The organism is Bradyrhizobium sp. 153, assembly GCF_023073835.1.
In the GTDB taxonomy this organism is placed as follows: Bacteria; Pseudomonadota; Alphaproteobacteria; order Rhizobiales; family Xanthobacteraceae; genus Bradyrhizobium.
The window spans coordinates 102,052-126,755 of sequence record NZ_JADPKH010000028.1; the positions used below are offsets into that span (position 1 = coordinate 102,052).

The window sequence follows — 24,704 nt, forward strand, 5'->3', positions numbered from 1 at the left end:
CGTCTACGCCGGAAGGCCTCAGCGCACGTTGGCGAGGCGCATGTCGAGATAGGCGGTGATGGTTTCCATCAGCGGCTCGAGCTTGGCGTCGAAGAAGTGATTGGCGCCGGGAATGACCTGCTGGTCGATCACGATGCCCTTCTGCGTCTTCAGCTTCTCGACCAGGGTGTTGACATCCTTAGGGGGCACCACGGCATCCTTTTCGCCATGCACGATCAGGCCCGAGGACGGGCAGGGCGCAAGGAACGAGAAGTCGTAGAGGTTGGCCGGCGGCGCGATCGAGATGAAGCCTTCGACCTCCGGGCGGCGCATCAGCAGCTGCATGCCGATCCAGGCGCCGAAGGAGAAGCCGGCGACCCAGCAGGCGCGCGCCTCGGGATTGATGGTCTGCGCCCAATCGAGCGCTGCCGCCGCATCCGACAATTCGCCGGTGCCATGGTCGAACGAGCCCTGACTGCGGCCGACGCCGCGGAAATTGAAGCGCAGCACGGAGAAGCCGCGATGCGCGAAGGCGTAGTAGCACTGGTACACGATCTGATGGTTCATCGTGCCGTGGAACTGCGGATGAGGATGCAGGATCATCGCGATCGGCGCGTTCTTCTGCTTGGCCGGGTGGTAGCGGCCTTCGAGACGGCCAGCGGGGCCGGTAAATATAACTTCGGGCATCGATGATCTCTTGATTGATTTCCTGGAGACGACCTCGGCAATCAACCGATTGTGGCCTCATCGGCAGATGCCGACGAAAGCGCGAATGAAGGGCGAGGAGGCGCGCGCAGCGGTGATGCGCTGACGGCGCGCGGTGACTTGACGCTGCGCGTTCTAACATAGGCTGAGGGTCAAAAAGCAAGCATCTTGAACATCAGCCAACGGGTTCAAGACGTTAGCGCGTCACGGCCGCGCCAGCTGTGGCCGCACATTCGCAAATCATGGTTGCCAAGGGCGTGCCCGCGGCCCATGTCGAGATGGCGCAACGCCGTCTGCGATGTGAGGTAATATATTACTCAATGCCGACCCGCGTCTATCTCGATTGGAACGCGACCACGCCGCTCCGCGCTGAGGCGCGGGCAGCGATGCTGGCTGCATACGACCTGATCGGTAATCCATCCTCCCTCCATGCCGAGGGGCGGGAGGCACGACGGCTGATCGAGGAGGCGCGTGCCGCGCTGGGGCTGGCGGCCGGCGCTCAGCCACGCAACGTCGTCTTCACATCCTCTGGAACCGAGGCCAATGCGCTGGCGCTGTCGCCCGGCCTGCGGGGGCCGTCCGGCGGACCCGTCGAGCGACTGCTGGTCTCCGCGGTCGAGCATGCCTCGGTGCTGGCGGGCGGCCGGTTCCCGGCGGATAAGATCCGACGGATACGGGTAACGCGCTCCGGTGTCGTCAATCTCGACGATCTGCGGGCCCAGCTCAACGCTGGCCCGCCGGCGCTAGTCTCCATCATGGCCGCGAACAACGAGACGGGCGCGCTTCAGCCTGTCGCTGAGGCTGCGCGGATCGTTCATGAGGCCGGCGGTCTCCTGCATGTCGATGGGATCCAGGCGCTTGGCAAAATTCGGTTCGATATCAAGGCTGTGGGTGCAGACCTTGCGACCTTTTCTGCGCACAAGATCGGTGGCCCCAAGGGAGTTGGCGCGCTGGTCATGGCAGAAGGGCTCGCCGGTCTGGCGCCGGTCCTGCGGGGGGGCGGGCAGGAGCTCAACCGCCGGGCGGGCACCGAGAATGTCGCGGGGATCGCCGGCTTTGGCGCGGCGGTCAGACGGGCGCTTCAGACTCTGCCGGAGGATCTGAAACGAATGGCAACCCTCAGAGATCATTTGGAAAATGGGCTTCGCGCCACGGCCGGGGCGACAATCCTCGCCGACGATGTGGAGCGGTTGCCAAATACCGTACTTTTCACCGCACCAGGGCTGAAGGCCGAGACTGCTGTGATCGGCTTCGACCTTGCAGGCGTCGCCGTGTCGTCAGGTTCGGCCTGCTCATCGGGAAAGGTCCAGCCCTCCCACGTGCTCTCCGCCATGGGGTACGATCCCATGGTGGCCCAAGGAGCGGTGCGCCTCAGTCTTGGCTGGTCCACGGAACTGGAAGAGATCAATAGGGCGTTGGAGGCTTGGCGAAAGCTCGGTAATAACCTACTTAAGAGCTAGGCGACGAAACACAGCTTGAACGATTCTAGGCGCGTGCTTTCCGCCAGAGAACATCGTAATAAACGTAATACTCGTCCGAGTTTGATCCACCGCGGTCCTTGAAACCGCGAGCGGAGGATGGAATGCCAGCCGTACAAGAGACGGTCGAGCGCGTGAAGCGCATCGACGTCGACCAATATCGTTATGGGTTTGAAACCCTGATCGACTCCGAGAAAGCCCCCAAGGGGCTATCGGAAGAGACCGTAGAGTTCATCTCGCAAAAAAAGAATGAACCCGCCTGGATGCTCCAGTGGCGGCTGGAAGCCTATCGGCGCTGGCTGACCATGACCGAGCCGACCTGGGCGCGGGTCGATTATCCCAAGATCGACTTCCAGGACCTCTATTACTACGCGGCGCCGAAGCCGAAGAAGACGGTCAGCTCCCTCGATGAGATCGATCCGGAGATCCTGAAGACCTACGAAAAGCTCGGCATTCCCCTGCGGGAAGTCGCCATGCTCGAAGGCGTCGAGCCGAAGGTTGGCGAGGAAGATCCGGCCCGCCGTAAGATCGCGGTCGACGCGGTCTTCGATTCGGTGTCGGTTGCGACCACGTTCAAGGCGGAGCTGAAGAAGGCCGGCGTGATTTTCATGCCGATCTCGGAGGCGATCCGCGAGCATCCCGAGCTGGTGCAGAAGTATCTCGGCACCGTGGTGCCCACCTCGGACAATTTCTACGCGACGCTGAACTCGGCGGTGTTCTCGGACGGCTCGTTCGTCTACGTGCCGCCCGGCGTGCGCTGCCCGATGGAGCTGTCGACCTATTTCCGCATCAACGAGCGCAACACGGGTCAGTTCGAGCGCACGCTGATCATCGCGGACAAGGGCTCCTACGTCTCCTATCTCGAGGGCTGCACTGCGCCGCAGCGCGACGAGAACCAGCTGCACGCGGCCGTGGTCGAGCTCGTCGCGCTCGACGACGCCGAGATCAAATACTCGACGGTGCAGAACTGGTATCCGGGCAATTCGGAAGGCAAGGGCGGCATCTACAATTTCGTCACCAAGCGTGGCGACTGTCGCGGTGCCAATTCAAAGATCTCCTGGACCCAGGTCGAGACGGGCTCGGCGATCACCTGGAAATATCCGAGCTGCATCCTGCGCGGCGACAATTCGCGGGGCGAGTTCTACTCGATCGCGATCTCGAACGGCTTCCAGCAGGTCGATTCGGGCACCAAGATGATCCACCTCGGCAAGAACACGTCGAGCCGCATCATCTCCAAGGGCATCGCCGCCGGCAAGTCGCAGAACACCTATCGTGGGCTCGTCACCGCGCATCGGAAAGCCACCGGCGCGCGCAACTTCACCGCCTGCGATTCCCTGCTGATCGGCGACAAATGCGGCGCGCACACCGTGCCGTACATCGAGGCGAAGAACTCCTCGGCGACGTTCGAGCACGAGGCGACGACGTCGAAGATCTCCGAGGACGTGCTGTTCTACTGCATCCAGCGCGGTCTCTCGCAGGAAGAGGCGGTTGGCCTCGTGGTCAACGGCTTCGTCAAGGATGTGCTTCAGCAGCTGCCGATGGAGTTCGCGGTGGAAGCGCAGAAGCTGATCTCGATCTCGCTTGAAGGGTCGGTCGGTTAACACCGACCCTCGCGGTGCGCTTAGGCGCTCCATGCCTCATTTGAATAGACTGGACACCAACAATGCCTTTGCTTGAAGTGAAAGACCTGAAGGTTCGTGTCGAGGAGCGTGAGATCCTCCACGGGCTGACGCTGACCGTGAATGAGGGCGAGGTGCACGCCATCATGGGACCGAACGGCTCCGGCAAGTCGACGCTCTCCCATGTCATCGCCGGCAAACCCGGCTATGAGGTCACCGACGGCCAGATCCTGTTCAGGGGCGAGGATCTCCTGGAGATGGATCCCGAAGAGCGCGCCGCCAAAGGCGTGTTCCTGGCGTTCCAGTATCCGGTCGAGATTCCCGGTGTTACCACCATGAATTTCCTCCGTACCGCACTCAATGCCCAGCGCAAGGCTCGCGGCGAGAGCGAACTGATGGTGCCGGACTTTTTGAAGAAGGTCCGCGAGGTCTCGAAGTCGCTGAACATCCCGCAGGACATGCTCAAGCGCGGCGTCAATGTCGGCTTCTCCGGCGGCGAGAAGAAGCGCAACGAGGTGCTCCAGATGGCGCTGTTCGAGCCCAGCCTGTGCATCCTCGACGAGATGGATTCCGGCCTCGACATCGACGCGCTGCGCATCGCGGCCGACGGCGTCAACGCGCTGCGCTCGCCGAAGCGCGCCATGGTCGTCATCACCCACTATCAGCGGCTGCTGAACTACATCGTGCCCGACGTCGTGCACGTGATGTCGAAGGGCCGCGTCGTGAAGAGCGGCGGCAAGGAGCTGGCACTGGAGCTGGAAGCGTCCGGCTATGCCCAGTTCGAGGACGCCGCGTAAGGAATTTTGCAATGAACGTTGCTGTGGCAAAGACCGGAAAGGGCCGCGCGGTGAGCGATCTCTTCGCCAGCGTCGAAGGCCGCTTGCCGGGTCCGCCTGCTGTGATCGCGGCGCGTCGCGAAGCCTTCGAGAATTATGAGCGGCTCGGCCTGCCGCACCGCCGGCTCGAGGAATGGAAATACACGGATCTGCGCGCGCTGGTCGGCGAGGTCCTGCCGCTGGCGGCCAGCCCCGACGCGGCCGCGCTGGCGCGCGCCGCGGACGCGGTGAAGGCGCATGCCATCGCGGGCGCCCGCAAGCTGGTGCTGGTCGACGGCGTGTTCGCGGCCGATCTGTCCGACGTGAAGGCGCTCGGCTCCGAGACGAGCCTCAAGACCCTGCGCGAGACGCTGGAGACCGATGCCGGTCTCCTCAACACGGCGCCCACCGATGCCGTGATCGCGCTGAACGCCGCCATGGCAACCGACGGCGTCGTGCTGTCGATCGCTGACGGCGCGCAGCTGTCCGCGCCGATCCAGATCATCCACATCGCAACCGCGGCTTCCGCCTCGAGCTTCACCCGTTCGCAGGTTGCGATCGGGAAGGGCGCTCGCGCCACCATCGTCGAAACCTTCGTTGCGGCAGGTAGCAAGGCCTACCAGGTCAACGATGCCGTGCTGGTGAAGGTTGGCGACGACGCCGATGTTGCACACATTCGCCTGATGGACGATGCGCCTGACGCGGTGAACGTCACCTCGCAGTTCGTGACGGTCGGCGCCAATGTGAAGTTGAACTTCTTCAACATGACCAGTGGCGCGGCGGTCAGCCGCTTGCAGGGCTTCATCACACTGGCGGGCGAGGGCAGCGAGCTCTCCGTCAACGGTGTCAACCTTTTGAAGCAGACCGAGCATGGTGACACCACACTGGTCGTCGACCACGCCGTGCCGAACTGCGTCAGCCGCGAGACTTTTCGCGCCGTGATCGACGATCGCGCTCATTCGGTATTCCAGGGGCGCATCATCGTTCGCCCCGATGCGCAGAAGACCGACGGCAAGATGATGACTCGCGCGCTGCTGCTCTCGGACGAGGCGGAAGCCGACAACAAGCCCGAGCTGGAAATCTTTGCCGATGACGTCTCCTGCGGCCACGGCGCCACTGCCGGTGCGCTGGACGACAGCCTCTTGTTCTATCTGAAGGCGCGCGGCCTGCCGGAGAAGCAGGCCCAGGCGCTGCTGATCCAGGCCTTCGTGGGCGAGGCGATCGAGCAAATCGCCGACGACGGCTTGCGCGAGCACGTGATCGGCATCGCCGAGCGCTGGCTGGAGCGCCGGTCATGAGCACGCATCCGGCGGTCAAGAACGGCGCCTACGACGTTGCGCGCGTGCGCCAGGATTTTCCCGCGCTCGCCATGCAGATCTACGGCAAGCCGCTGGTCTATCTCGACAACGCCGCCTCGGCGCAGAAGCCCGGCGTCGTGCTCGACCGCATGACGCAGGCCTATACGAGCGAATACGCTAACGTGCATCGCGGCCTGCATTACCTCGCAAATGCGGCGACGGAGGCCTATGAGGGCGCGCGGGCAAAAGTCGCGCAATTCGTCAATGCTCGCCGCACAGAAGAGATCATCTTCACCCGCAACGTCACCGAAGCGATCAACCTCGTGGCGTCGTCCTGGGGCGAGCCGAACATCGAGCAGGGCGACGAAATCGTCCTCTCGATCATGGAGCACCATTCCAACATTGTGCCCTGGCATTTTCTCAGGGAGCGCCATGGCGCGGTGATCAAATGGGCGCCCGTCGATGACGAAGGCAACTTCCTGATCGACGAGTTCGAGAAGCTGCTGACGCCGAAGACCAAGCTTGTCGCCATCACCCAGATGTCGAACGCCCTCGGAACCTTCGTTCCTATAAAGGAGGTGGTGCGACTGGCCCACGATCGCGGCATCCCCGTGCTGGTCGACGGTGCGCAGGGCGCGGTGCATCTGCCCGTCGACGTGCAGGATCTCGACTGCGATTTCTACGCGTTCACCGGCCACAAGATTTATGGCCCGACCGGTATCGGCGCGCTCTATGCCAAGCATGAGCACCTTGTCGCGATGCGTCCCTTCAACGGTGGCGGCGAGATGATCCGCGAGGTTGCGAAGGACTGGGTCACCTATGGCGACCCGCCGCACAAGTTCGAAGCTGGCACCCCGCCCATCGTCGAAGCGATCGGCCTCGGTGCCGCCATCGATTACGTCAATTCGATCGGCAAGGAGCGTATCGCCGCGCACGAGCGCGATCTCGTCACCTACGCCCAGGACCGGCTCCGCGAGATCAACTCGCTGCGGCTGATCGGTACTGCGCGCGGCAAGGGGCCGGTGATCTCCTTCGAGCTCAAGGGCGCGCATGCCCACGACGTCGCCACCGTGATCGACCGTCAGGGCATCGCAGTGCGCGCCGGCACCCATTGCGTGATGCCGCTTTTAGAGCGGTTCAACGTCACCGCCACCTGCCGGGCGTCGTTCGGCATGTATAATACGCGGGAAGAAGTCGATCATCTGGCACAAGCGCTTCTGAAGGCGCGGGATTTGTTCGCATGAGTGACACGGCCGAAATCAAAGCCAATCCGATGGAGACCCATTCGGCGCTGCCGCCGGAGGAGACCGAGCGTCTGACCACCGAGATCATCGCGGGCCTCAAGACCGTATTTGATCCGGAAATCCCGGCCGACATCTACGAGCTCGGCCTGATCTACAAGGTCGAGATCAAGGACGACCGTTCGGTCGACGTGCAGATGACGCTGACGACACCGAACTGCCCGGCTGCGGGCGAGCTGCCGACCATGGTCGAGAACGCGGTCGCCAGCGTCCCCGGCGTCGGCGTGGTCGACGTCAAGGTCGTCTGGGAGCCGCCGTGGTCGCCCGAGCGCATGAGCGACGAGGCGCGCCTCGTGCTCAATATGTGGTGACGGTCTCAGCTCGCATTGAATTCGCCTCGCAACGGACCACATAGATAACATGACCCAGATCTCGTCAGGCTCGACACCAGCTTCGACACCAAAGCCCCGGCGGCCGCGCCCGCAGGTGATGCGGCTGACGGATGCCGCCGCGCAGCGGATCACGGAGCTGACCCAGCGCGCGGACTCCGAGATCGTCGGCCTGCGCGTCGGCGTGAAGAACGGCGGCTGCGCCGGCCAGTCCTACACGGTCGAATACGCCCACGAGATCCGGCCGACTGACGAGGTCGTCGAGGACAAGGGCGTCAAGATACTGGTCGATCCCAAGGCCGTGCTGTTCCTGCTCGGCACCGAGATGGACTACAAGGCCGACAAGATGCAGGCCCAGTTCGTCTTCAACAACCCCAACCAGGTCTCCGCCTGCGGCTGCGGCGAGTCGGTCGAGCTGCGGCCGGCGAAGGTCGACGGGTAGTTTTCCCCGCCCTTGCGAGGAGCTCGCGACAAAATTGCGTAGCAATTTTGCGCTGATGCGACGGAGCAATCCAGACTGTCTCTGCCTCGGCAGTCTGGATTGCTTCGCGGAGCCTGTCATCGGGCCGCGCTTCGCGCGGACCCGTTGGCTCGCAATGACGGCAGTGGTATAGTGGCCGGCCTGCTCGCTCCGGGATACCCATGGACCGCGAATTCCTGATCGACCTGTTCGCCGATTTCGGTCCCGTCACGATCCGCAAAATGTTTTCCGGCTACGGCATCTCCGCCGAGGGCATCAACTTCGCGCTGTCCTTGCGCGCCGGGCTGTTCTTCCGCGCCGACGAGATGACGATCCCGAATTTCGAGGCGGAAGGCTCAAGGCCGTTCCAATACTCGACCCGCGCCAAGACAGTCACAGTGAACTCCTACTGGCAGTTGCCCGCGCGCTTGTTCGACGATTCCGAGGAGCTGGCACAATGGGCGAGGGCAGCGCTCGCTGCCGCCCAGCGCGCCAAGGTCAAGAAGCGGCCGAAGACGAAGAAGGTCAGCAAAGCTGCCAAGGCGCCCGCCGGAAAGCCCAGCCAGAAAACTTCGTCAAAAAGATCGCTCAACAAGTTTGCGGTGCGCAAGCGTGCAAAGCGAAAGGCGTAACTCTCGGGGCTCGCGCCAAGAGGTGCGCTCCGGAATGACAGCGAGGGTCGGGCCTACGCCACCCGGTTGTGCGTCTCGATCGCGTATTCCGGATCGACTTCACAGATCACGCGGTTGCGGCCGTTGCGCTTGGCGGCGTAGAGGCAGGCATCCGCGCGTTCGATCAGGGCGTCGGTGTCGTCGCCCTGCCTGAGCATGGAGACGCCGACGGAGATGGTGACGCGGCCGAGAATCTCGCCGGTCGATTTCTTCTTCAGTTCCTTCGCCATCACCGCGCGGCGGATGTGATCGGCCACCGTGAGTGCCTGGCGCAGCGCCGTGTTGGGCAGCACGACCGCGAATTCTTCGCCGCCATAACGCGCGGTGATGTCCTGGCCCTTGATGGTCTGCTTCAGGGACAAGCCGACAAGGCGCAGCACCTGGTCGCCGGTGAGGTGGCCGTAGGAATCGTTGAATGACTTGAAATGATCGATATCGAACAGCAGCAGCGACAGCGGCTCCCCGGAGGCGAGCGCGCTCTGCACCGCCATGCCGATCATGCGATCGAAATATTTGCGATTGCCGAGGCCGGTGAGCGGATCGGTGAGGCTCTCGGCGCGGATCGCCTCCAGGCTCTGCTGGAGATTGCTGATCTCGTTCCTCGATAGTATCAGGCGGCCTTCCAGCGCCTTGTTGGCCTCGCGCATCTCGCTGGTCGAACGCAGCAGCGTCTCGACGATCGCCTTGATCTGGTCGCGGCCCTTGGCCGACGACAGTTTCTCGGTCGCACCCGACAGGCTGGCGTCGTAGGCGCCGCTCATCCCGAGCGCATCGCCGAGAACCTTCATCACGTCGTCGATCTCGCCGATGACGCGCGCGCCCACCTTATCGATGCGGTCGGTGGTCTTGATATGGGAGAGATAGGTCTCGTAGATCTGCTCGAGATCGGCTTCGGTCAGCTTGCCGTTGCGCGCCAGCGTCTCGTTGATGATCTTGTTGAGCGGTGCGTTGTAGCCGGTGGCGTAGACGTACCAGATCTCGTAATTGCGCGGAATTGCCGTCTGCCGGAGCGATCGAATCTGGCCGAGCGCCACTTCGGCGAACGCCATCGTGCGTTCGTGTTCGTCGAGAACCTTGACCACGGAACATACCCCGCAGCGGTCGGTGCGCCCCCGACCGCAGCAATGCTTAAATTATGTTCCTAGGCTAACGGACGATCGTGAACGCCCCGTAAATATACGTTCGCCAATGCATCCGAAAAAAGTGTGGGGCGTTTTTCCTCAACCGAAACCAAAAGCGCGTGTCGCGCTTCAGGCTCCGGCGGGGGAGCGAACCGGCCGCAGCAGAAATGCCGGCAGATGCGAGTGATCGCCCGGCTCGGCGTCGACCTCCCGCTGCCGGCGCGGTTCGGGACGGCCGATCGAGGGCACGTGCGACGGATTGGCCTGATGGCGCGCGCTCTGACGCGGCTCAGATGACGGCCGTGCTTCGCGGGGAGGCCGCGCTTGGCGTGCAGCCCTTGGCTCGCGAGCGGGCCGGGCTTCGGCCGCGGGGCTTGCATCGACCGAAGGCCTTGCCTCGGAGGGCTGCGGCGCGTCGCCACGCGGCTCGTGGCCGCGACGCGGCTTGCCCCGTCCGCCACGGGAGCGCTCGCGGTCCCGTCCGCGAGACTCGCGCGGGCGCTCGCTGTGTTCGGTCGTGCTCCCGTGCACCTCGAAGTCACCCTCGGCGCGCGGAATGCTCTGGCCGATCAGCTTCTCGATCGCCGCCATCGACTTCTGGTCGAGCGGTGTCACGATCGAGATCGCCGTGCCGGTGCGGCCGGCGCGGCCGGTGCGGCCGATGCGATGGACGTAGTCGTCAGCGTGGTGGGGGACGTCGAAATTGAAGACGTGGCTGACCTCGGGAATGTCGAGGCCGCGAGCGGCGACGTCGGAGGCGACCAAGAGCGGCAACTCACCCTTGCGGAACTGTTCGAGCGCCGCCGTGCGGGCCGATTGGTCCATGTCGCCGTGCAGGGCGCCGACGCTGAAGCCGTGCTTCTGAAGGGATTTGTGAACGATGGCGACCTCGCGCTTGCGATTGCAGAAGATGATCGCGTTCTTGAGATCCTTGGCCTCGCGCAGCAGGCGGCGGAGCAACTCGCGCTTCTCGTGCGCCTCGCGCCCAGCGGGCACCTGGGCCTGCGTGACGGTCACGGCTGTCGTGGCGGGTTTGGAGACCTCGATCTTCTGCGGATTGTGCAGGAAGGCCTCGGTGATGCGCCGGATCTCCGGCGGCATGGTCGCGGTGAAGAACAGGGTCTGCCGCGTAAACGGGACGAGCTTGCAGATGCGCTCGATGTCGGGGATGAAGCCCATGTCGAGCATGCGGTCGGCTTCGTCGATGACGAGCAGCTCGACGCCGGTGAGCAGGAGGCCACCGCGCTCGGTATGGTCGAGCAGGCGGCCCGGCGTTGCGATCAGCACGTCGACGCCGCGCGTCAGCTTGGCATCCTGGTCGCCGAACGAGACGCCGCCGATCAGAAGCGCGACGTTGAGTTTCTGGCCCGCGCCGTAACGGTCGAAGTTTTCCTTCACTTGCGCCGCGAGTTCGCGGGTCGGCTCGAGGATCAGCGTGCGCGGCATGCGCGCCCGGGCTCGACCCTTTTCGAGGATGGTGAGCATCGGCAGCACGAAGGCCGCGGTCTTGCCGGTGCCGGTCTGGGCGATGCCGAGCACGTCCTTGCGTGCGAGGACGTGGGGGATCGCCTGTTCCTGGATGGGAGTGGGGGTGGTGTAACCGGTGGCCGCCACTGCGGCGAGGACTTTTTCGGATAGTCCGAGATTGGTGAAGGACATTGAGCCTCTGGTCGAAACCGCCGTTCGGAATCGAGGGTAAAAAGGCTGTCGCGTTCCACCCCAAAACGGCGTGCTCTCAAAGAAGCTGGGGGTGCTGACTCACGCGAACAAAGCGCCAGGCTCGAGAATCGATCTTCGATTTGAGCCGCGTCGCCCCGGAACATAGGCAGGAATCCGCCAAAGTCAATGGAGCGGGCGCGGGAAGACCCTAAAAAACCTGAGGTTTTTGCCCAAATAGCGGGCGCGGCTGCGGTTTTCCGCCCAAGCGGCGGACTGACCAGAGCCGGCAAACGGCGGCTAATGCCCCGCCCGAACCTGGGCCCGGAAGTCGCCTGGGGCGATGCCATAGGCAGCGTTAAAGACTCGGTAGTAGGTCGCCAAGCTCTCGAAGCCGCAGGCGGCCGCGATGTCGGCAATCAGCCGCTCCGGAGCCTCGCGGATCAGGCGGCGGCTCTGTTTCAGCCGCTCTTCGGTGATCGTCTGCGAGAAGCTCTTCTCCGCCGTCTCGAACAGCATATGCAGGTGACGCACGGAAATGCCGAGCCAGTCGGCCACCATCGTCGGCGCGAGATTGGGGTCTTGCAGGTGACGCGCGATCAGGCGCCGGGCCTGCGACAGACGGGCGGTCCGCAGCGCGGCCTGCCCGCGGCGGCCGCCGGGCCGCACGATGCCGCGCTCGATCAGCGCCAGGTGGGCCAGGACCTGAACAAGGGAGGCCTGCACCGGGGAGGCGGCGTCGAAGCAGCCGTCATTGCCGGCAACATCGTCGAGATCGGCAAAGCAGGTGCCGAGCAGGGGCGCCAGGGTGGGATCGTCAAACGTCCGCGGTGCAAGCTCGCGCATGCGTTTGTCCTGCGCCGGGATGTTGCTCACCGGGATCTTCAGGATTCGCAAATGGAAGCCGCCTGCGCCCAGCGGCGCGGTACGATAGGGCAGGTCGATATGGCTGGTGGCAAAGCCGCCGTTTGCGATCGCAAAGTCGCTGCCGCGCATGCCGCCGAACCAGCCGCCGCTGCCAAGCTGCTGGTAGACGCAGATGGCGTCGCCCGGTGCGGAGGCGATGTCGGATGCGCTACGCTCGACCGTGTAGGCGGAGGCCTTCAACTCGACGAGGCTGGCGCCGCCAAGCTGGCGCAGCGAGAATTCGCCGAAGAAATCGGCGCGGCGTTCGCGCTCGAGCTCGGCCGTGACGCCGAACAGACCCTTGGCGCGCACCTCGCGCCAATAGTCGAAGCGGTCATGCGGCTCGACCTCGTCGGTGCACCAGCGATACACGATACCTCTCGCTTCCAATGGGATTACCCAGAGACATTGCTAAGGAAGAGCAGATTCCAGCGGAATCTGCCATAGGACCGACGATGGAATCGGGGACCGAGGCCCTTGAACCCTCGATATGTCTGGACCGACTATCACATCAACGGCTGGGTTTCCCATGAACGACCTTTCGAGGGGGCCGGCGGAGGGCCGTTCTGCAACGGGGTATTCCAATGACGCGTCGGCTTTTCAGAATTCTGGCGGCACTCGGCCTCGCAGCGGGCCTGAGCGGATTCGCGCTTCCCGCGCATGCCGAGAAGCGGGTCGCGCTCGTCGTTGGCAACAACGACTACAGGAACGTGCCGAAGCTGCTCAAGGCCGTCAACGACGCACGCACCATGGGCGACACGCTGAAGCAGCTCGGGTTCTCGGTGATGGTCGCCGAGAATCAGAACCGGCAGCAATTCTCCGAGACGTTGCTCGCCTTCGACAAGGCGATCGAGCCCGGCGACACCGCGTTCTTCTTCTATGCCGGCCACGGTTTCGAGATCGCGGGCCAGAACTACTTGCTGCCGACCGACGTTCCGGCGGCGACGGAAGGGCAGGAAGAGCTCGTGCGCGACGCCTCCATCCTGGCCGACCGCATCGTCGAGCGCCTTCAGAACAAGAGGGCGCGGACCTCGATCTTGGTGTTCGACGCCTGCCGCAACAACCCGTTCGAGCGCAAAGGTACCCGCGCGGTCGCCGGTGGCGGCGGGCTCGCGCCGATGACGCAACTGCCGGAAGGCGTGTTCTCGGTGTTTTCGGCAGGTCCCCGCCAGACCGCGCTCGATCGCCTCTCCAACGACGACGCCAACCCCAATTCAGTGTTCACGCGCACTTTCGCCAGGGAGCTGCTCAAGCCCGGCGAGAACCTCGTGCAGGTGGCGCAGCGCACCCGCCGTGCCGTCAGTGAGATGGCCGATACCGTGAAGCACAAGCAGGTGCCGGTCTATTTCGATCAGATGGTCGACGACGTCTTCCTTAGCGGCCTCGCCAAGGATGCCGCCGCGCGCGCGGACGATCCGCCGCCGCAGAAGCTCGCCGCGCTCCCGCCGGTATCGGTGCCGCACCTGCCGAAGGAGGAGACCACCAACGCGCCGATCGCGAGCTTCTCGCGGCACAATGGCGGCTGGAGCGTGGTGTTCTCCTTCGCTGATCCGACGCTTGGCATCTCCTGGCGCATGGCCGGCAAGGGCGATTTCCGCGAAACCGGCTTCATCGACACGCTCGATCCGCGCACGCGCAAGCGGATGCCGAACCCGTCGGTCGAATTGCCGCCGGATGCGCAAGCCGGCACCATCGAGGTCCGCTATGTCGATCAGTCCGGCGAGATGCAGGGGCCGTTCCCGATCAGGTTCGATCCCGAGGCCGCGCTGATCCGCGACCAACGCAAGATCCTCGACATGACCGCGACAAGCTGGCTGTCATTCCGCGAGTTCAATGGACTGCTGGTCTACTACACGCATCTCGTGTCCTACCGCTGCGCCATTCGCGAGGTGCGCATTGGTGTCGACACTGCCGTGCCGAACCAGGTGCTGAAGATGCCTCCTTGCGACATGCGCGATCCCAGCGCGATCAGCGCCGGCATGCCGCTCTACATGAAGCTCGCCCCGGCGACGCAGTCCGTCTCGGTTGAGCTGACCTACCGCGACGGCAGCGTGTCGGAGATCAAGAGCTTTCGCAGCGCGAACCGCAGCAATAATTGAGATCTTCGTCGGCCGCGACAGGAGAGGAACAACTCCTGCTGACCTGGATTGTCAGTCAAACCAGGGAGACGATCCATGATCCGCAGATCCATCTTCGTAACGATCGCTTGCGTTGCACTTTCGACGGCGGCTTTTGCCCAAGGGGGCGGTGGTGCGGCGGGCGGCGCCGGTGGCGCCAGCGCCGGATCGGGGGCCAGCTCAGGTGCAGGGGTGGGCACGTCACCCAGCAGCGCCAACTCCGGGCCGTCGGCTCCCTCGGGGATGGGGACGCATGACACCACCACGGGGGCCAACGTCAACACCAATACCGGCCCGGTCAACCCGAACGTTCAGTCCCCAACCGCAAATGGTAAGACGCCGTCAGCAGCACAAGCCGAGCGGAACATGGGTGTCGGTCATGCGACCAATGGGTTGCCGATCGGCAGTCCAGGCACCGGGACCAGCAACGAGGACCAGAAATAGTCGATCCCGTCCTCACCCAAGGCCCGCGCTCTGCGGGCCTTTTTTTTGGCGCTTGTTTGCTGCAGCAAAGCGGCCCCGGTGAGCTTTTGTCTGCAAATTGAGACTGCACTCGGCCTGGATCGCGTTAGTATCGTCCGGCATATCTTCATCGATACTCACATCGCGGATCGCGGCTGCCATGACATCCGACCAACAATCAACCGGACCATGAAGGTCCGCTGCTGCATCGTCGGCGGCGGGCCAGCGGGCATGATGCTCGGCTATCTCCTGGGCCGCGCCGGCATCGAGGTCGTGGTACTGGAGAAGCATGCGGATTTCTTCCGCGATTTCCGCGGCGACACCGTGCATCCCTCAACACTTCAGGTGATGGACGAACTTGGCCTGATCGACGGCTTCCTGAAGCTGCCGCATCAGCGCTTGCAGAAGATGGACGGCCTGTTCGGTGGCACGCCGGTGCGCATCGCCGATCTCAGCCGGCTCCACACCAAGTACCCCTTCATCGCTTTCATGCCGCAATGGGACTTCCTGAATTTCCTGCGCGAGGCCGGCCGGCGCTTTACCTCGCTCAAGGTGATGATGAGCACGGAGGCGGTCGATCTGATCCGCCGCGGCGAGACGGTCGCCGGCGTGCGGGCGAGGACGCCTGAGGGCATTATCGACATCGAGGCGGATCTCACCATTGCCTGCGACGGCCGGCATTCGACGGTGCGCGAGCGCGCCGGCCTTGCCGTCGAGGAGATCGGCGCGCCGATGGACGTGCTGTGGTTCCGCGCCGGCCGCAGACCCGACGAGACGGAGAATGTGTTCGCGCGCGTCGAGCCCGGCAAGATGATGATCACCTTCGATCGCGGCGACTATTGGCAATGCGCCTACGTCATCGCCAAGGGGCAATTTGATGCGGTGAAGGCGAGGGGATTGACGGCGCTGCTCGACGACGTCGTGCGCATGGCGCCGATCCTGAAAAGCGGCATCGCGGACGTGAAGAGCTTTGACGACATCAAGCTGCTCACCGTCGCGATCAACCGCCTGACGCGCTGGACGCGGCCCGGCCTGCTTCTCATCGGCGACGCCGCGCACGCGATGTCGCCGGTCGGCGGCGTCGGCGTCAATCTCGCCGTGCAGGACGCGGTCGCAACCGCAAACCTGCTGGCGGATGAGCTGCAGCACGGTTGTCCCTCGGAGAACGAGCTCGATGCGGTGCGACGCCGGCGCGAGTTCCCGGTGAAGATGACGCAGCGAATGCAGGTCGTCGTGCAGAACAACATCATCAGCGGCGCCTTGCTAGGCAGCGACCGGCCGTTGAAGGTGCCGCTGATCGTGCGCCTCATCACTGCGCTGCCCTGGCTCCAGGGCATTCCGGCGCGCCTGCTTGCGCTCGGCGTTCGGCCCGAGCACGTGCAGTCGAAGGCGGCGCCGCCATCGTAGCGCAAGACTCGGTAGGGATAACGCTGCATTAAATTACGCTCGGTGCGTTGCACGCTTGCAACATCGCGAATGCATTCAAGGCGCAACGTGTGCTCATCCGCCACATTAACCGTGTTGATTTCAATTTTGGTAAGGGCCGTCTGTGAGCGTGCGCCCATCAACGGACACGGGGTCTACCATGCGTACCAAATTGATTGCCGCCTTCGCCTGCACGACCGCTCTGGTTTCGATCGGCGCGGCTTCCGCTGCCGATCTCGGTGCGCGCTACACGAAGGCGCCCGCCTATGTCGAGCCGCTGTTCAACTGGACCGGCTTCTATGTCGGCGGCCACATCGGTGGCGCGTGGACCAACGAGCAGTTCATCAACAACGGAACCGGCGCGCCGTTCGGCGATCTTTCGCCGGGCGAAGGCTTCCGCCAGCGCAAGTCGGGCATCATGGGCGGCGCCCAGATCGGCTACAACTGGCAGGCCAACAATTACGTGTTCGGCATGGAAGGCACGATCTCCGGCCTCGACAACAAGGGCACGGTGGTAAACAACGTGTTTGGCGCCGCGGACGACGTGTTCTCCTGGCGTGCCAACGTGCTCGCGACCATCGTCGGCCGCGCTGGCTTCGCCGTGCAGAACAACCTCTTCTACATCAAGGGTGGCTATGCCGGCGCGAACAACCGTCTGTCGGTCAGCGACACCGTCGGTGTGTCGGGCTCGGGCGGACAGACCCACTGGGCCAACGGTTGGACCGTCGGCGCCGGCTGGGAATACGGCGTCACCCGCAACTGGATCGTTGGCCTCGAATACAACTACGCGGCCTTCGGCAGCCAGACCTATCAGCTCGGCGGCACCTCGGGTAACTACACCTTCGATGCCAAGCCGCGCGACATCCAGTGGGCCGTCGTGCGCGCGAGCTACAAGTTCGACGCCCCGACCATCGCCCGTTACTGAGCACGTCGACGCAACGCGACCAACGATCAAAAAAAGCACGGCCAAAATTCAAAGCCCCGGCATGGTCCGGGGCTTCTTTTTTGCGTTGGTGGATTGCGGCCACGGCCGGCCTCAGGCCATCACCGAGAAGCCGCCGTCGACCGGGATCGCGGTGCCGGTGAGGAAGTTCGAGGCGGGCGATGCGAGGAACACGGCGATGCCGGCGAAGTCGTCGATGTCGCCCCAACGTCCTGCAGGCGTGCGCGCCAGCACGCGCTCGTGCAGCCCTGAGACCTGCTGTCGTGCGCCGCGGGTGAGGTCGGTGTCGATCCAGCCCGGCAGGATGGCGTTGACCTGGATGTTGTCGGGCGCCCACGCATTGGCGCAGGCGCGTGTGTACTGCACGATGCCGCCCTTGCTCGCCGCATAGGCGGTCGCGAAGCTCGCGCCGAAGATCGACATCATTGAGCCGATATTGATCACCTTGCCGTTGCCGGACGCCTTCAAGGCTGGATAGGCCAGCTTCGAGCAGACGAAGGCGCTGGTGAGGTTGGTGTCGATCACCTTGTTCCACTCGTCGAGCTCGAGTTCGTGCGGGGGCTTGCGGATGCTCATGCCGGCATTGTTGATGAGGATGTCTATCCGGCCGAGCTCGCTGACGACACCGTCGACCATGGCCGCCACGGCGGCCTTGTCGGTCACGTCGGTGGTGACCGCGATCGCCTTCACGCCGCGCCGTCTGAGATCGGCCACGGCTGCGGCGGACTTGGTTTCATTGCGTCCCACCACGGCGATGTCGGCTCCGGCATCGGCAAGGCCGCGGGCCATGCCAAGCCCGATGCCGCCATTGCCTCCTGTTACGACAGCGACCTTGCCGCGAAGGTCGAATCGGCTGGATGTCATGCTCTCAGTACCTTTTCTTGTCCTGGTTTGTTCTATTGGCTGCTCTGCCAGATCAGCACCAGCCCGAAGCCGGCCATGGCTGCGCCATAGCCAGCCCATTGCAGCTGGTCGACCATGAAGCTCGATCCCGGCCAGGCGAGCGTGCCCGTGCCTTGTCCGATCCAGAGCAGCCCGACGGCAGTCGCAAACAGGCCTGCGATCAGCAGAAATCGGCGCATGCGTTCCTCCCATCAGTCCGCTTCTGTCGCGACGCGGCATGAACGATTGCCGTGCACCCGCGAACTTGGACGCAGACTAGCCGTAGCTTCGGCTCCGATACAATGGGCCGCGATTGACACGCGGGGCGCCGGCTCATGCAGGAACGTCATTGACGGTGAGGAGATCACAACGAAAAAGCCCCGGACGATGCCGGGGCTTTGACGTTTGGTCCTGAGACCAGATCAGTACTTCGCGACGACCGGGCCGCTCCAGTTGAAGCGATAGACCAGCGAGGTGCTGATAGTCTGGACCCAGGGCTTGAAGGTGGCGGCCGTGCCAAGCGGCGCAACAACACCGCAACCGGCAACAGTACAGGTCTCAGGCAAGCTGATCCGATCGTAGAAGGCGGACCGATATTCGGTCTTCATGAACCAACCAGGGGCGCTGATCCCGAAGATGTTGAGGTTGTTCTCAACACCGCCGCCCACGAACCAGCCGTCACGCCGGAAAGACGACGTATTCAGGAGGGTCGGGCCTCCACCGGCAGTCAGTGTGGACAGGCTGGTGCCAGACCATTCCGATCCGGAATAACCGGCGTTCACGTAGGAAAGGACGTTCGGGGCAACCAAATAACCGAGCCTGACGCCAGCGGCGTAGCTGGTCCGGAGCTTTTCGCGTCCTTCCACGAAATTGAAGGGATCGCTGAGGGAACCACGAATGTCACCAAATTGACCATCGGCGAAGACGCCCGCCACCCAGCTCGGGGTGAACTGCCAGTCATAACCAAGACCGACCGTTCCGAACCAGCCGCTACCGCCCAAACGCTGATCGCGGGTTAGCGCAGTGCCTGCCGCACCAAAGGCGCCGAACGGCCCGACAACACCAGTGCTCTGAACGTTGCTGTCCGCGTTCCAGAGCCCGCCGCCGGCACCGCCGAAGATGTAGAAGCCGGTCCAGTTGGCGACCGGCGCGGGCGCCGGAGCCTTCACGTACGGACGGGCCCCAAGGTCGGCCGCCGAGGCCGAACCGGTCAAAGCCGCAACCGCGGTCAGAGCAAGCAAAATCTTCTTCATTTCCAAATCCCCAACCTTGGTTCGCTTAGCAGGTGCGAGCGCCGTTCCGTTCAAATTCGATGGTTGGACTATAGACGGATTCTGCTGAAATGCTGTTGCTGAGCGGACACAGATAACTGAAAACGATCCGGTGTTGTACGGAGGACACAGCGACGCGGGAGTGATGTCGTCCGTCCTAAAAGTGAAGGCGTACAATAACTTACACGACGACTTCCATTACACGCTAAAGATGAAGGTCGTCGCGAGAATCACCATATTCGACGTAGAGGGAGAAAGTTGCTTCAGCCGCCGGCGAAAAAGCGAAAATCAAATCGCCCCCGATTCTTATCTTTGCGGCGCGGTCAGGGGTGAGTCGGAGCCGGAATTCGGCTGGACTGTTCATCTCTCGCCATCGCGACGCGATGAGCAGATGGAAACCGCAAGCGGCTGGCCCGCTGCTTCTCGCTCTAGACGTCCAGCAGCTCTTCGCTGGCAAATTCGGCCTTGTCCGAGATGAACGCGAAACGTGCCTCGGCCTTGGTGCCCATCAGGCGCTCCACCGAATCCGCCGTGGTGTCGCGATCGTCGGCGAGCAGCACCACCTTGAGCAGCGTCCGCTTGGCCGGATCCATGGTGGTTTCCTTGAGCTGCGCCGGCATCATCTCACCGAGGCCCTTGAAGCGGTTCACCTCGACCTTGGCGTTGGCATTGAACGCGCTCTTGATCAGCTCTTCCTTGTGCTTGTCATCGCGCGCGTAGACCGATTTGGTGCCGTGGGTCAGCTTGTAGAGCGGCGGCACCGCGAGGAAGAGGTGCCCTTCGTCGATCAGCCGCGGCATCTGCCGGTAGAAGAAAGTGATCAGCAGCGAAGCGATATGCGCGCCGTCGACGTCGGCGTCGGTCATGATGATGATGCGCTGATAGCGCAGATCCTCTTCGCGATAATGGGCAAGCGTGCCGCAGCCGATCGCCTGCACGAGATCGGAGAGCTGGGCATTCGCCGTCAGCTTGTCCTTGCCGGCTGAGGCGACGTTGAGAATCTTGCCGCGCAGCGGCAGCACGGCCTGGGTCTTGCGGTCGCGCGCCTGCTTGGCGCTGCCGCCGGCCGAGTCGCCCTCGACGATGAAGAGCTCGGAACCGTCGGTGCCGGCATCGGTGCAGTCGGCGAGCTTGCCGGGCAGGCGCAGCTTCTTGCCGGCGGTCTTGCGCGCCGTCTCCTTTTCCTGGCGACGGCGCAGCCGCTCCTCGGCGCGGTCGATCACGAAATCGAGCAGCCTGTTGGCCATGTTCGGATTGCCCGACAGCCAATGATCGAACGGATCTTTGATCGCCTGTTCGACGATGCGCTGGGCCTCGGCGGTGGCGAGGCGATCCTTGGTCTGGCCCTGGAATTCAGGCTCGCGCACGAACACCGAGAGCATCACGGCAGCGCCCACCATCACGTCTTCGGAGGTGATGGAGGCCGCGCGCTTGCCCTGACCGACGCGCTCGGCGTGATCCTTCAGACCGCGCAGCAGCGCGCTGCGCAAGCCCGATTCATGCGTGCCGCCATCGGGCGTCGGCACGGTGTTGGTGTAGGAGGAGAGAAAGCCGTCGGCATCCGCAGTCCACGCCACCGCCCATTCGCAGGCGCCATGAGCACCGTTGCGGCCGGACTTGCCGGAGAAGATGTCGGGATGCACCAGCGTGTCGGCGTGGATCGCCGCGGCAAGATAATCCTTGAGACCGCCGGGGAAGTGGAACGTCGCCTCCGCCGGCACGTCCTCGACGCCCTTGAGCAGCTCGGGCGCGCAGTTCCAGCGGATCTCGACTCCGCCGAACAGGTACGCCTTCGAGCGCGTCATCTTGAAAAGGCGCTGCGGCTTGAACGCGGCCTTGGCGCCGAAGATGTCGGTGTCGGGCTTGAAGCGCACGCGCGTGCCGCGGCGGTTGTTGACCTTGCCGAGATCCTCGAGCTTGCCTTTGGGGTGCCCGCGCTCGAACGTCATGCGGTAGAGCTTCTGGCTGCGCGCGACCTCGACCTCGAGACGCGAGGAGAGGGCGTTCACCACGGAGATGCCGACGCCGTGCAGACCGCCCGAGGTCTCGTAGACCTTGGAGTCGAACTTGCCGCCCGAATGCAGCGTGCACATGATGACTTCGAGCGCCGACTTCTTCGGGAACTTCGGATGTGGATCGATCGGGATGCCGCGGCCGTTGTCGGTGACGGTCAGGAATCCGTCGGCGCTCAGATCCACCTCGATGAAGGTCGCGTGCCCGGCCAGCGCCTCGTCCATGGAATTGTCGATGACTTCGGCGAAGAGGTGATGCAGGGCCTTCTCATCGGTGCCGCCGATATACATGCCGGGTCGGCGCCGCACCGGTTCCAAGCCCTCGAGCACCTCGATGTCGGCCGCCGTATAGTCGGCTTCCCCGCCACCGCCGCGCGAGGCCGTCTTGGCGGCGGGCGCGCGAGACTTTGCCTCGTCGGCGCCGAACAGGTCGTCTTTCGCTTTGGTTTTCAATTGCTTGGACATATATCTTGATGCGCTTTGAAGGCCGCATGGGCGGCGAATCGGTTAGGCCGACTATGCCACTTCTGGCTTGGAAAGGTTACCGCTGGGCGGGCCGGGCCGTGTGGTTGGGAGGCAATCCCGGCGATTTTACGCCGTAGGCCCGCCAATTCCCGGCAATTTGACGTCCCGCCTGCCTTGGGCCGGGCTTTGTGACTTGATGTCACACAAGCCCTTGGCTTACCAGTCCTTTTCATCGAGCAGCACCTTGAGACAGGGCGGGAAGGCTAATCTGGAATGGAGCAGTTTGCGCACGCCCTGGCCGACTTCGTGCGCGCTCACCAGGCTTGGGCCGCGCCGATCGTGTTCCTGCTCGCCTTCGGGGAATCGCTTGCCTTCATCTCGCTGCTGGTCCCGGCCTGGGGCGCGCTGGTGGGGATCGGTGCGCTGATCGGAGCGAGCGGCATCAGCTTCTATCCGGTCTGGATCGCCGGCGGTATTGGCGCGGCGCTGGGCGACTGGGTCTCCTACTGGTTCGGCTACCGCTACAAGGAGAGGGTCGCGCAGATGTGGCCGCTTTCGCGCTATCCCGAACTCCTGCCCAAGGGCGAGGCTTTCGTGCGCAGCTGGGGCGTGCCCAGCATCTTCATCGGCCGCTTTTTCGGCCCCTTGCGCGCCTCGGTGCCGCTCGCAGCCGGCATCTTCGAGATGCCGTATTGGAGCTTCCAGGTCGCCAATTTCGTCTCGGCCCTGGTTTGGTCGGCGGCACTGTTGCTGTTCGGCGACGTGATCGCGAAGCTGATGGAATGGATCTGGCGCCTCATCTGATGCCATGAACCTTGACCGGAACCGAATCTGGCCTTATAGCCGCGCGCCATGATCAACGCCGCGACCATTCTGTTCGCCCGTCGCCGCCGCCGCTCCTTTGCGGTTTGGGCGGTCGATCGCGTTTGAGATCATCGTCTGTGCCGCTGGATCCGGTCCGCGGCATTCTCTCTCCTGTCAGCGCGATCTGATCCGGCGGCCCCCAAGGAGGCCCAGCAGGAGACCACGATGTACACGCCAGCCTTTTTTAAGCAGGACCGCGCCGCGAGCCTGAAATTCGCCGAGGAGCGCGGCTTCGGCACGATGTGCGCCTTCGACGGCCACAAGCCAGTTGCTTCCCCGCTGCCGTTCTATCTGACCTACGCCGCTGACGGCACGCCGCAGGCCGCCTTTCATGTCGCCCGTCAAAATCCGCTGCTAAAGCTCGCGGGCGGTGATGCGTCCTGGCTGCTCGCGGTCAACGGCCCCGATGCCTATGTATCGCCGGACTGGTACGTCTCGCCCGACCAGGTGCCGACCTGGCTCTACCAGTCGGTGCATCTCAGCGGGCCGGTACGGCTGCTGTCGGACGACGAGCTGGCGGTGCAGATCGATACGCTCAGCGACAAGTTCGAGAGCTGGCTGCTGCCGAAAAAGCCGTGGACATCAGGCAAGATGACGGCGGGGCGGCTGGAGACGATGAAGAAGGCGATCGTTGGGCTGGTGATGACGGTTGAGGAGGTCGAAGGCAGCTTCAAGCTGAACCAGCACAAATCGGACGCCGACTATACGGCGATCGCCAATGCGCTTGGCGCCGGCGACGCCGATGCGAAGCAGATCGCACATTTGATGCGGCAGGCCCGGCCGCAGGCTTTTGCAGACGATACGAACATGCTCGAAGGGAGCGCGCCATGAGCCTCGCTGACACCACCAAAGCCCCGACCCCCGGCACGGCGAAAAAGCCGGCCACCGTCTTCGTCGACGGCGGCTCCGGCACCACCGGGCTCGGCATCAACGAGCGGCTGAAGCTCCAGGGCGACGTCGCGGTGAAGACCATCGCCGACGACAAGCGCAAGGACCCCGCGGCCAAGAAGGCGCTGATGGAGGAGGTGGATCTCGTCATCGTCTGTCTGCCCGACGATGCCGCCAGGGAGACGGTTGCTCTCGTGGACAGCATGGGCGCCTCGGCGCCGAAGGTGCTGGACGCTTCGACCGCCTACCGCGTGGCGCCCGACTGGGCCTATGGCTTTCCCGAGCTCACGCCCGATCAGGCCGGCAAGATCAAGGCCGCGAAAAAGGTCTCCAATCCCGGCTGCTATCCGACCGGCGCGATCGCGCTGCTGCGGCCGATCGTCGATGATGGCCTGCTGCCGCAGGATTATCCCGTCACCGTCAACGCCGTGAGCGGCTATTCCGGCGGCGGCAAGTCGATGATCGCGAGCTTCGAGGATGGCAGCGCGCCGTCCTTCGAGCTGTACGGTCTCGGCTTCGAGCACAAGCACCTGCCGGAGATGCAGCTCTACTCGAACCTGACGCGGCGGCCGATCTTCATTCCATCGGTCGGCAATTATCGGCAGGGCATGCTGGTCTCGGTGCCACTCCAACTCGACACGTTGCCCGGCAAGCCGGGCGGCGCCGACCTGCAAGCGGCGCTCGCCAAGCGATACACCGGCTCGAAATACGTCAAGGTGATGCCGCTTCAGAACGAGGCGACCAAGGGTGGTCGGCTGGAGCCGGAGGCGCTGAACGAGACCAATATGCTCGAGCTCTACGTCTTCGCCAGCGACAAATATCGCCAGGCGTTGCTGGTCGCCCGGCTCGACAATCTCGGCAAGGGCGCCTCGGGTGCAGCGGTGCAGAACATGCGGCTGATGCTGGGATTGCCGGAGGAGTAGGGCTGGGACCTATCCAACCGTCATTGCGAGCCAACGGGTCCGCGCGAAGCGCGGCCCGATGACAGGCTCCGCGAAGCAATCCAGAGCTCCCATCGTGGAAATAGTCTGGATTGC

24 protein-coding genes are annotated in these 24,704 nt (G+C 63.9%); 15 read left to right on the plus strand and 9 right to left on the minus strand.

Going from position 1 to position 24,704, the window contains the following annotated elements:
* Positions 1 to 18: 18 nt before the first annotated feature.
* Positions 19 to 666 carry an alpha/beta hydrolase gene (locus IVA91_RS07625; protein WP_014495555.1) on the minus strand — a complete coding sequence of 216 codons (648 nt, stop codon included), beginning with the start codon at positions 664 to 666 and terminating at the stop codon, positions 19 to 21.
* A 338-nt stretch (positions 667 to 1,004) separates the two neighbouring features.
* Here IVA91_RS07625 and IVA91_RS07630 point away from each other — a divergent pair, with 338 nt between their 5' ends.
* The 8 genes from IVA91_RS07630 (at position 1,005) to IVA91_RS07665 (ending at position 8,616) form a co-directional block, all read left to right on the plus strand.
* Positions 1,005 to 2,144 carry a cysteine desulfurase family protein gene (locus IVA91_RS07630; protein WP_247417781.1) on the plus strand — a complete coding sequence of 380 codons (1,140 nt, stop codon included), beginning with the start codon at positions 1,005 to 1,007 and terminating at the stop codon, positions 2,142 to 2,144.
* Between the two features lie 122 nt (positions 2,145 to 2,266).
* Entirely contained in the window at positions 2,267 to 3,763 is a 1,497-nt protein-coding gene (gene sufB / locus IVA91_RS07635) for a Fe-S cluster assembly protein SufB (RefSeq protein ID WP_247277219.1), read from the plus strand.
* Between the two features lie 62 nt (positions 3,764 to 3,825).
* The gene (gene sufC, locus IVA91_RS07640) at positions 3,826 to 4,578 is read left to right on the plus strand and encodes a Fe-S cluster assembly ATPase SufC (RefSeq protein ID WP_247417623.1); all 753 of its coding nucleotides are present in this window, start codon (positions 3,826 to 3,828) and stop codon (positions 4,576 to 4,578) included.
* 11 nt (positions 4,579 to 4,589) lie between these two features.
* On the plus strand, positions 4,590 to 5,894 hold the full coding sequence (sufD, locus tag IVA91_RS07645; protein WP_247458515.1) for a Fe-S cluster assembly protein SufD: 1,305 nt from the start codon (positions 4,590 to 4,592) through the stop codon (positions 5,892 to 5,894).
* Positions 5,891 to 7,138, plus strand: a complete 1,248-nt coding sequence (locus IVA91_RS07650; protein WP_247417616.1) for a cysteine desulfurase — start codon at positions 5,891 to 5,893, stop codon at positions 7,136 to 7,138. Before sufD ends, IVA91_RS07650 begins: the two co-directional genes overlap by 4 nt.
* Positions 7,135 to 7,506 carry an SUF system Fe-S cluster assembly protein gene (locus IVA91_RS07655; RefSeq protein ID WP_063683732.1) on the plus strand — a complete coding sequence of 124 codons (372 nt, stop codon included), beginning with the start codon at positions 7,135 to 7,137 and terminating at the stop codon, positions 7,504 to 7,506. The genes IVA91_RS07650 and IVA91_RS07655 overlap by 4 nt, the downstream gene beginning before the upstream one ends.
* 49 nt (positions 7,507 to 7,555) lie before the next feature.
* Positions 7,556 to 7,966 (plus strand): iron-sulfur cluster assembly accessory protein, encoded by a 411-nt coding sequence (locus IVA91_RS07660; protein WP_247417614.1) that lies wholly within the window; start codon positions 7,556 to 7,558, stop codon positions 7,964 to 7,966.
* Between the two features lie 200 nt (positions 7,967 to 8,166).
* Positions 8,167 to 8,616 carry a TfoX/Sxy family protein gene (locus tag IVA91_RS07665; protein ID WP_247277215.1) on the plus strand — a complete coding sequence of 150 codons (450 nt, stop codon included), beginning with the start codon at positions 8,167 to 8,169 and terminating at the stop codon, positions 8,614 to 8,616.
* Positions 8,617 to 8,669: 53 nt separating this feature from the next.
* Here IVA91_RS07665 and IVA91_RS07670 read toward each other — a convergent pair whose 3' ends face one another.
* From IVA91_RS07670 to IVA91_RS07680, 3 genes are all read right to left on the minus strand, one after another.
* Positions 8,670 to 9,737 (minus strand): GGDEF domain-containing protein, encoded by a 1,068-nt coding sequence (locus tag IVA91_RS07670; protein ID WP_247458516.1) that lies wholly within the window; start codon positions 9,735 to 9,737, stop codon positions 8,670 to 8,672.
* Positions 9,738 to 9,905: 168 nt separating this feature from the next.
* Positions 9,906 to 11,435, minus strand: a complete 1,530-nt coding sequence (locus tag IVA91_RS07675) for a DEAD/DEAH box helicase (RefSeq protein WP_247277213.1) — start codon at positions 11,433 to 11,435, stop codon at positions 9,906 to 9,908.
* 297 nt (positions 11,436 to 11,732) lie between these two features.
* Positions 11,733 to 12,710 (minus strand): helix-turn-helix domain-containing protein, encoded by a 978-nt coding sequence (locus tag IVA91_RS07680; RefSeq protein ID WP_247277212.1) that lies wholly within the window; start codon positions 12,708 to 12,710, stop codon positions 11,733 to 11,735.
* A 212-nt stretch (positions 12,711 to 12,922) separates the two neighbouring features.
* Here IVA91_RS07680 and IVA91_RS07685 point away from each other — a divergent pair, with 212 nt between their 5' ends.
* Both IVA91_RS07685 and IVA91_RS07690 read left to right on the plus strand, forming a co-directional pair.
* Positions 12,923 to 14,437 carry a caspase family protein gene (locus IVA91_RS07685; RefSeq protein WP_247277211.1) on the plus strand — a complete coding sequence of 505 codons (1,515 nt, stop codon included), beginning with the start codon at positions 12,923 to 12,925 and terminating at the stop codon, positions 14,435 to 14,437.
* 261 nt (positions 14,438 to 14,698) lie between these two features.
* Positions 14,699 to 14,899 carry a hypothetical protein gene (locus tag IVA91_RS07690; protein WP_247277210.1) on the plus strand — a complete coding sequence of 67 codons (201 nt, stop codon included), beginning with the start codon at positions 14,699 to 14,701 and terminating at the stop codon, positions 14,897 to 14,899.
* Positions 14,900 to 14,911: 12 nt separating this feature from the next.
* On the opposite strand, the gene IVA91_RS07695 is transcribed toward IVA91_RS07690, so the two are convergent.
* Positions 14,912 to 15,079, minus strand: a complete 168-nt coding sequence (locus IVA91_RS07695) for a hypothetical protein (RefSeq protein WP_247277209.1) — start codon at positions 15,077 to 15,079, stop codon at positions 14,912 to 14,914.
* Positions 15,080 to 15,106: 27 nt separating this feature from the next.
* Between IVA91_RS07695 and IVA91_RS07700 the strand changes: the two genes are divergently transcribed.
* Positions 15,107 to 16,324, plus strand: a complete 1,218-nt coding sequence (locus IVA91_RS07700) for an FAD-dependent oxidoreductase (RefSeq protein ID WP_247458518.1) — start codon at positions 15,107 to 15,109, stop codon at positions 16,322 to 16,324.
* A gap of 178 nt (positions 16,325 to 16,502) precedes the next feature.
* Positions 16,503 to 17,267, plus strand: coding sequence for an outer membrane beta-barrel protein (locus IVA91_RS07705; protein WP_247277207.1), 765 nt, complete (start codon positions 16,503 to 16,505; stop codon positions 17,265 to 17,267).
* A 111-nt stretch (positions 17,268 to 17,378) separates the two neighbouring features.
* Here IVA91_RS07705 and IVA91_RS07710 read toward each other — a convergent pair whose 3' ends face one another.
* The 4 genes from IVA91_RS07710 to parE all read right to left on the minus strand — a co-directional run bounded on the left by IVA91_RS07710 (position 17,379) and on the right by parE (position 21,915).
* The gene (locus IVA91_RS07710) at positions 17,379 to 18,149 is read right to left on the minus strand and encodes a glucose 1-dehydrogenase (RefSeq protein ID WP_247277206.1); all 771 of its coding nucleotides are present in this window, start codon (positions 18,147 to 18,149) and stop codon (positions 17,379 to 17,381) included.
* A gap of 32 nt (positions 18,150 to 18,181) precedes the next feature.
* On the minus strand, positions 18,182 to 18,367 hold the full coding sequence (locus tag IVA91_RS07715) for a hypothetical protein (protein WP_247277205.1): 186 nt from the start codon (positions 18,365 to 18,367) through the stop codon (positions 18,182 to 18,184).
* 222 nt (positions 18,368 to 18,589) lie between these two features.
* Complete coding sequence (locus IVA91_RS07720; protein ID WP_247277204.1) at positions 18,590 to 19,420, minus strand: porin family protein; 831 nt, start codon at positions 19,418 to 19,420, stop codon at positions 18,590 to 18,592.
* Positions 19,421 to 19,866: 446 nt separating this feature from the next.
* The gene (gene parE, locus IVA91_RS07725) at positions 19,867 to 21,915 is read right to left on the minus strand and encodes a DNA topoisomerase IV subunit B (protein WP_247417589.1); all 2,049 of its coding nucleotides are present in this window, start codon (positions 21,913 to 21,915) and stop codon (positions 19,867 to 19,869) included.
* Between the two features lie 273 nt (positions 21,916 to 22,188).
* Between parE and IVA91_RS07730 the strand changes: the two genes are divergently transcribed.
* From IVA91_RS07730 to argC, 3 genes are all read left to right on the plus strand, one after another.
* Positions 22,189 to 22,719, plus strand: a complete 531-nt coding sequence (locus tag IVA91_RS07730) for a DedA family protein (protein WP_247277201.1) — start codon at positions 22,189 to 22,191, stop codon at positions 22,717 to 22,719.
* A 225-nt stretch (positions 22,720 to 22,944) separates the two neighbouring features.
* Positions 22,945 to 23,610 (plus strand): FMN-binding negative transcriptional regulator, encoded by a 666-nt coding sequence (locus tag IVA91_RS07735; protein WP_247417583.1) that lies wholly within the window; start codon positions 22,945 to 22,947, stop codon positions 23,608 to 23,610.
* Entirely contained in the window at positions 23,607 to 24,590 is a 984-nt protein-coding gene (gene argC / locus IVA91_RS07740; protein ID WP_247458520.1) for an N-acetyl-gamma-glutamyl-phosphate reductase, read from the plus strand. Before IVA91_RS07735 ends, argC begins: the two co-directional genes overlap by 4 nt.
* Positions 24,591 to 24,704: the final 114 nt, after the last annotated feature.

Bases quoted from the DNA above. Each gene is read 5' to 3' on its own strand.
- IVA91_RS07625 (WP_014495555.1), bottom strand. From the start codon at position 666: ATGCCCGAAGTTATATTTACCGGCCCCGCTGGCCGTCTCGAAGGCCGC.
- IVA91_RS07630 (WP_247417781.1), top strand. From the start codon at position 1,005: ATGCCGACCCGCGTCTATCTCGATTGGAACGCGACCACGCCGCTCCGC.
- sufB (WP_247277219.1), top strand. From the start codon at position 2,267: ATGCCAGCCGTACAAGAGACGGTCGAGCGCGTGAAGCGCATCGACGTC.
- sufC (WP_247417623.1), top strand. From the start codon at position 3,826: ATGCCTTTGCTTGAAGTGAAAGACCTGAAGGTTCGTGTCGAGGAGCGT.
- sufD (WP_247458515.1), top strand. From the start codon at position 4,590: ATGAACGTTGCTGTGGCAAAGACCGGAAAGGGCCGCGCGGTGAGCGAT.
- IVA91_RS07650 (WP_247417616.1), top strand. From the start codon at position 5,891: ATGAGCACGCATCCGGCGGTCAAGAACGGCGCCTACGACGTTGCGCGC.
- IVA91_RS07655 (WP_063683732.1), top strand. From the start codon at position 7,135: ATGAGTGACACGGCCGAAATCAAAGCCAATCCGATGGAGACCCATTCG.
- IVA91_RS07660 (WP_247417614.1), top strand. From the start codon at position 7,556: ATGACCCAGATCTCGTCAGGCTCGACACCAGCTTCGACACCAAAGCCC.
- IVA91_RS07665 (WP_247277215.1), top strand. From the start codon at position 8,167: ATGGACCGCGAATTCCTGATCGACCTGTTCGCCGATTTCGGTCCCGTC.
- IVA91_RS07675 (WP_247277213.1), bottom strand. From the start codon at position 11,435: ATGTCCTTCACCAATCTCGGACTATCCGAAAAAGTCCTCGCCGCAGTG.
- IVA91_RS07685 (WP_247277211.1), top strand. From the start codon at position 12,923: ATGACGCGTCGGCTTTTCAGAATTCTGGCGGCACTCGGCCTCGCAGCG.
- IVA91_RS07690 (WP_247277210.1), top strand. From the start codon at position 14,699: ATGGGGACGCATGACACCACCACGGGGGCCAACGTCAACACCAATACC.
- IVA91_RS07695 (WP_247277209.1), bottom strand. From the start codon at position 15,079: ATGGCAGCCGCGATCCGCGATGTGAGTATCGATGAAGATATGCCGGAC.
- IVA91_RS07700 (WP_247458518.1), top strand. From the start codon at position 15,107: ATGAAGGTCCGCTGCTGCATCGTCGGCGGCGGGCCAGCGGGCATGATG.
- IVA91_RS07705 (WP_247277207.1), top strand. From the start codon at position 16,503: ATGCGTACCAAATTGATTGCCGCCTTCGCCTGCACGACCGCTCTGGTT.
- IVA91_RS07710 (WP_247277206.1), bottom strand. From the start codon at position 18,149: ATGACATCCAGCCGATTCGACCTTCGCGGCAAGGTCGCTGTCGTAACA.
- IVA91_RS07715 (WP_247277205.1), bottom strand. From the start codon at position 18,367: ATGCGCCGATTTCTGCTGATCGCAGGCCTGTTTGCGACTGCCGTCGGG.
- IVA91_RS07720 (WP_247277204.1), bottom strand. From the start codon at position 19,420: ATGAAGAAGATTTTGCTTGCTCTGACCGCGGTTGCGGCTTTGACCGGT.
- parE (WP_247417589.1), bottom strand. From the start codon at position 21,915: ATGTCCAAGCAATTGAAAACCAAAGCGAAAGACGACCTGTTCGGCGCC.
- IVA91_RS07730 (WP_247277201.1), top strand. From the start codon at position 22,189: ATGGAGCAGTTTGCGCACGCCCTGGCCGACTTCGTGCGCGCTCACCAG.
- IVA91_RS07735 (WP_247417583.1), top strand. From the start codon at position 22,945: ATGTACACGCCAGCCTTTTTTAAGCAGGACCGCGCCGCGAGCCTGAAA.
- argC (WP_247458520.1), top strand. From the start codon at position 23,607: ATGAGCCTCGCTGACACCACCAAAGCCCCGACCCCCGGCACGGCGAAA.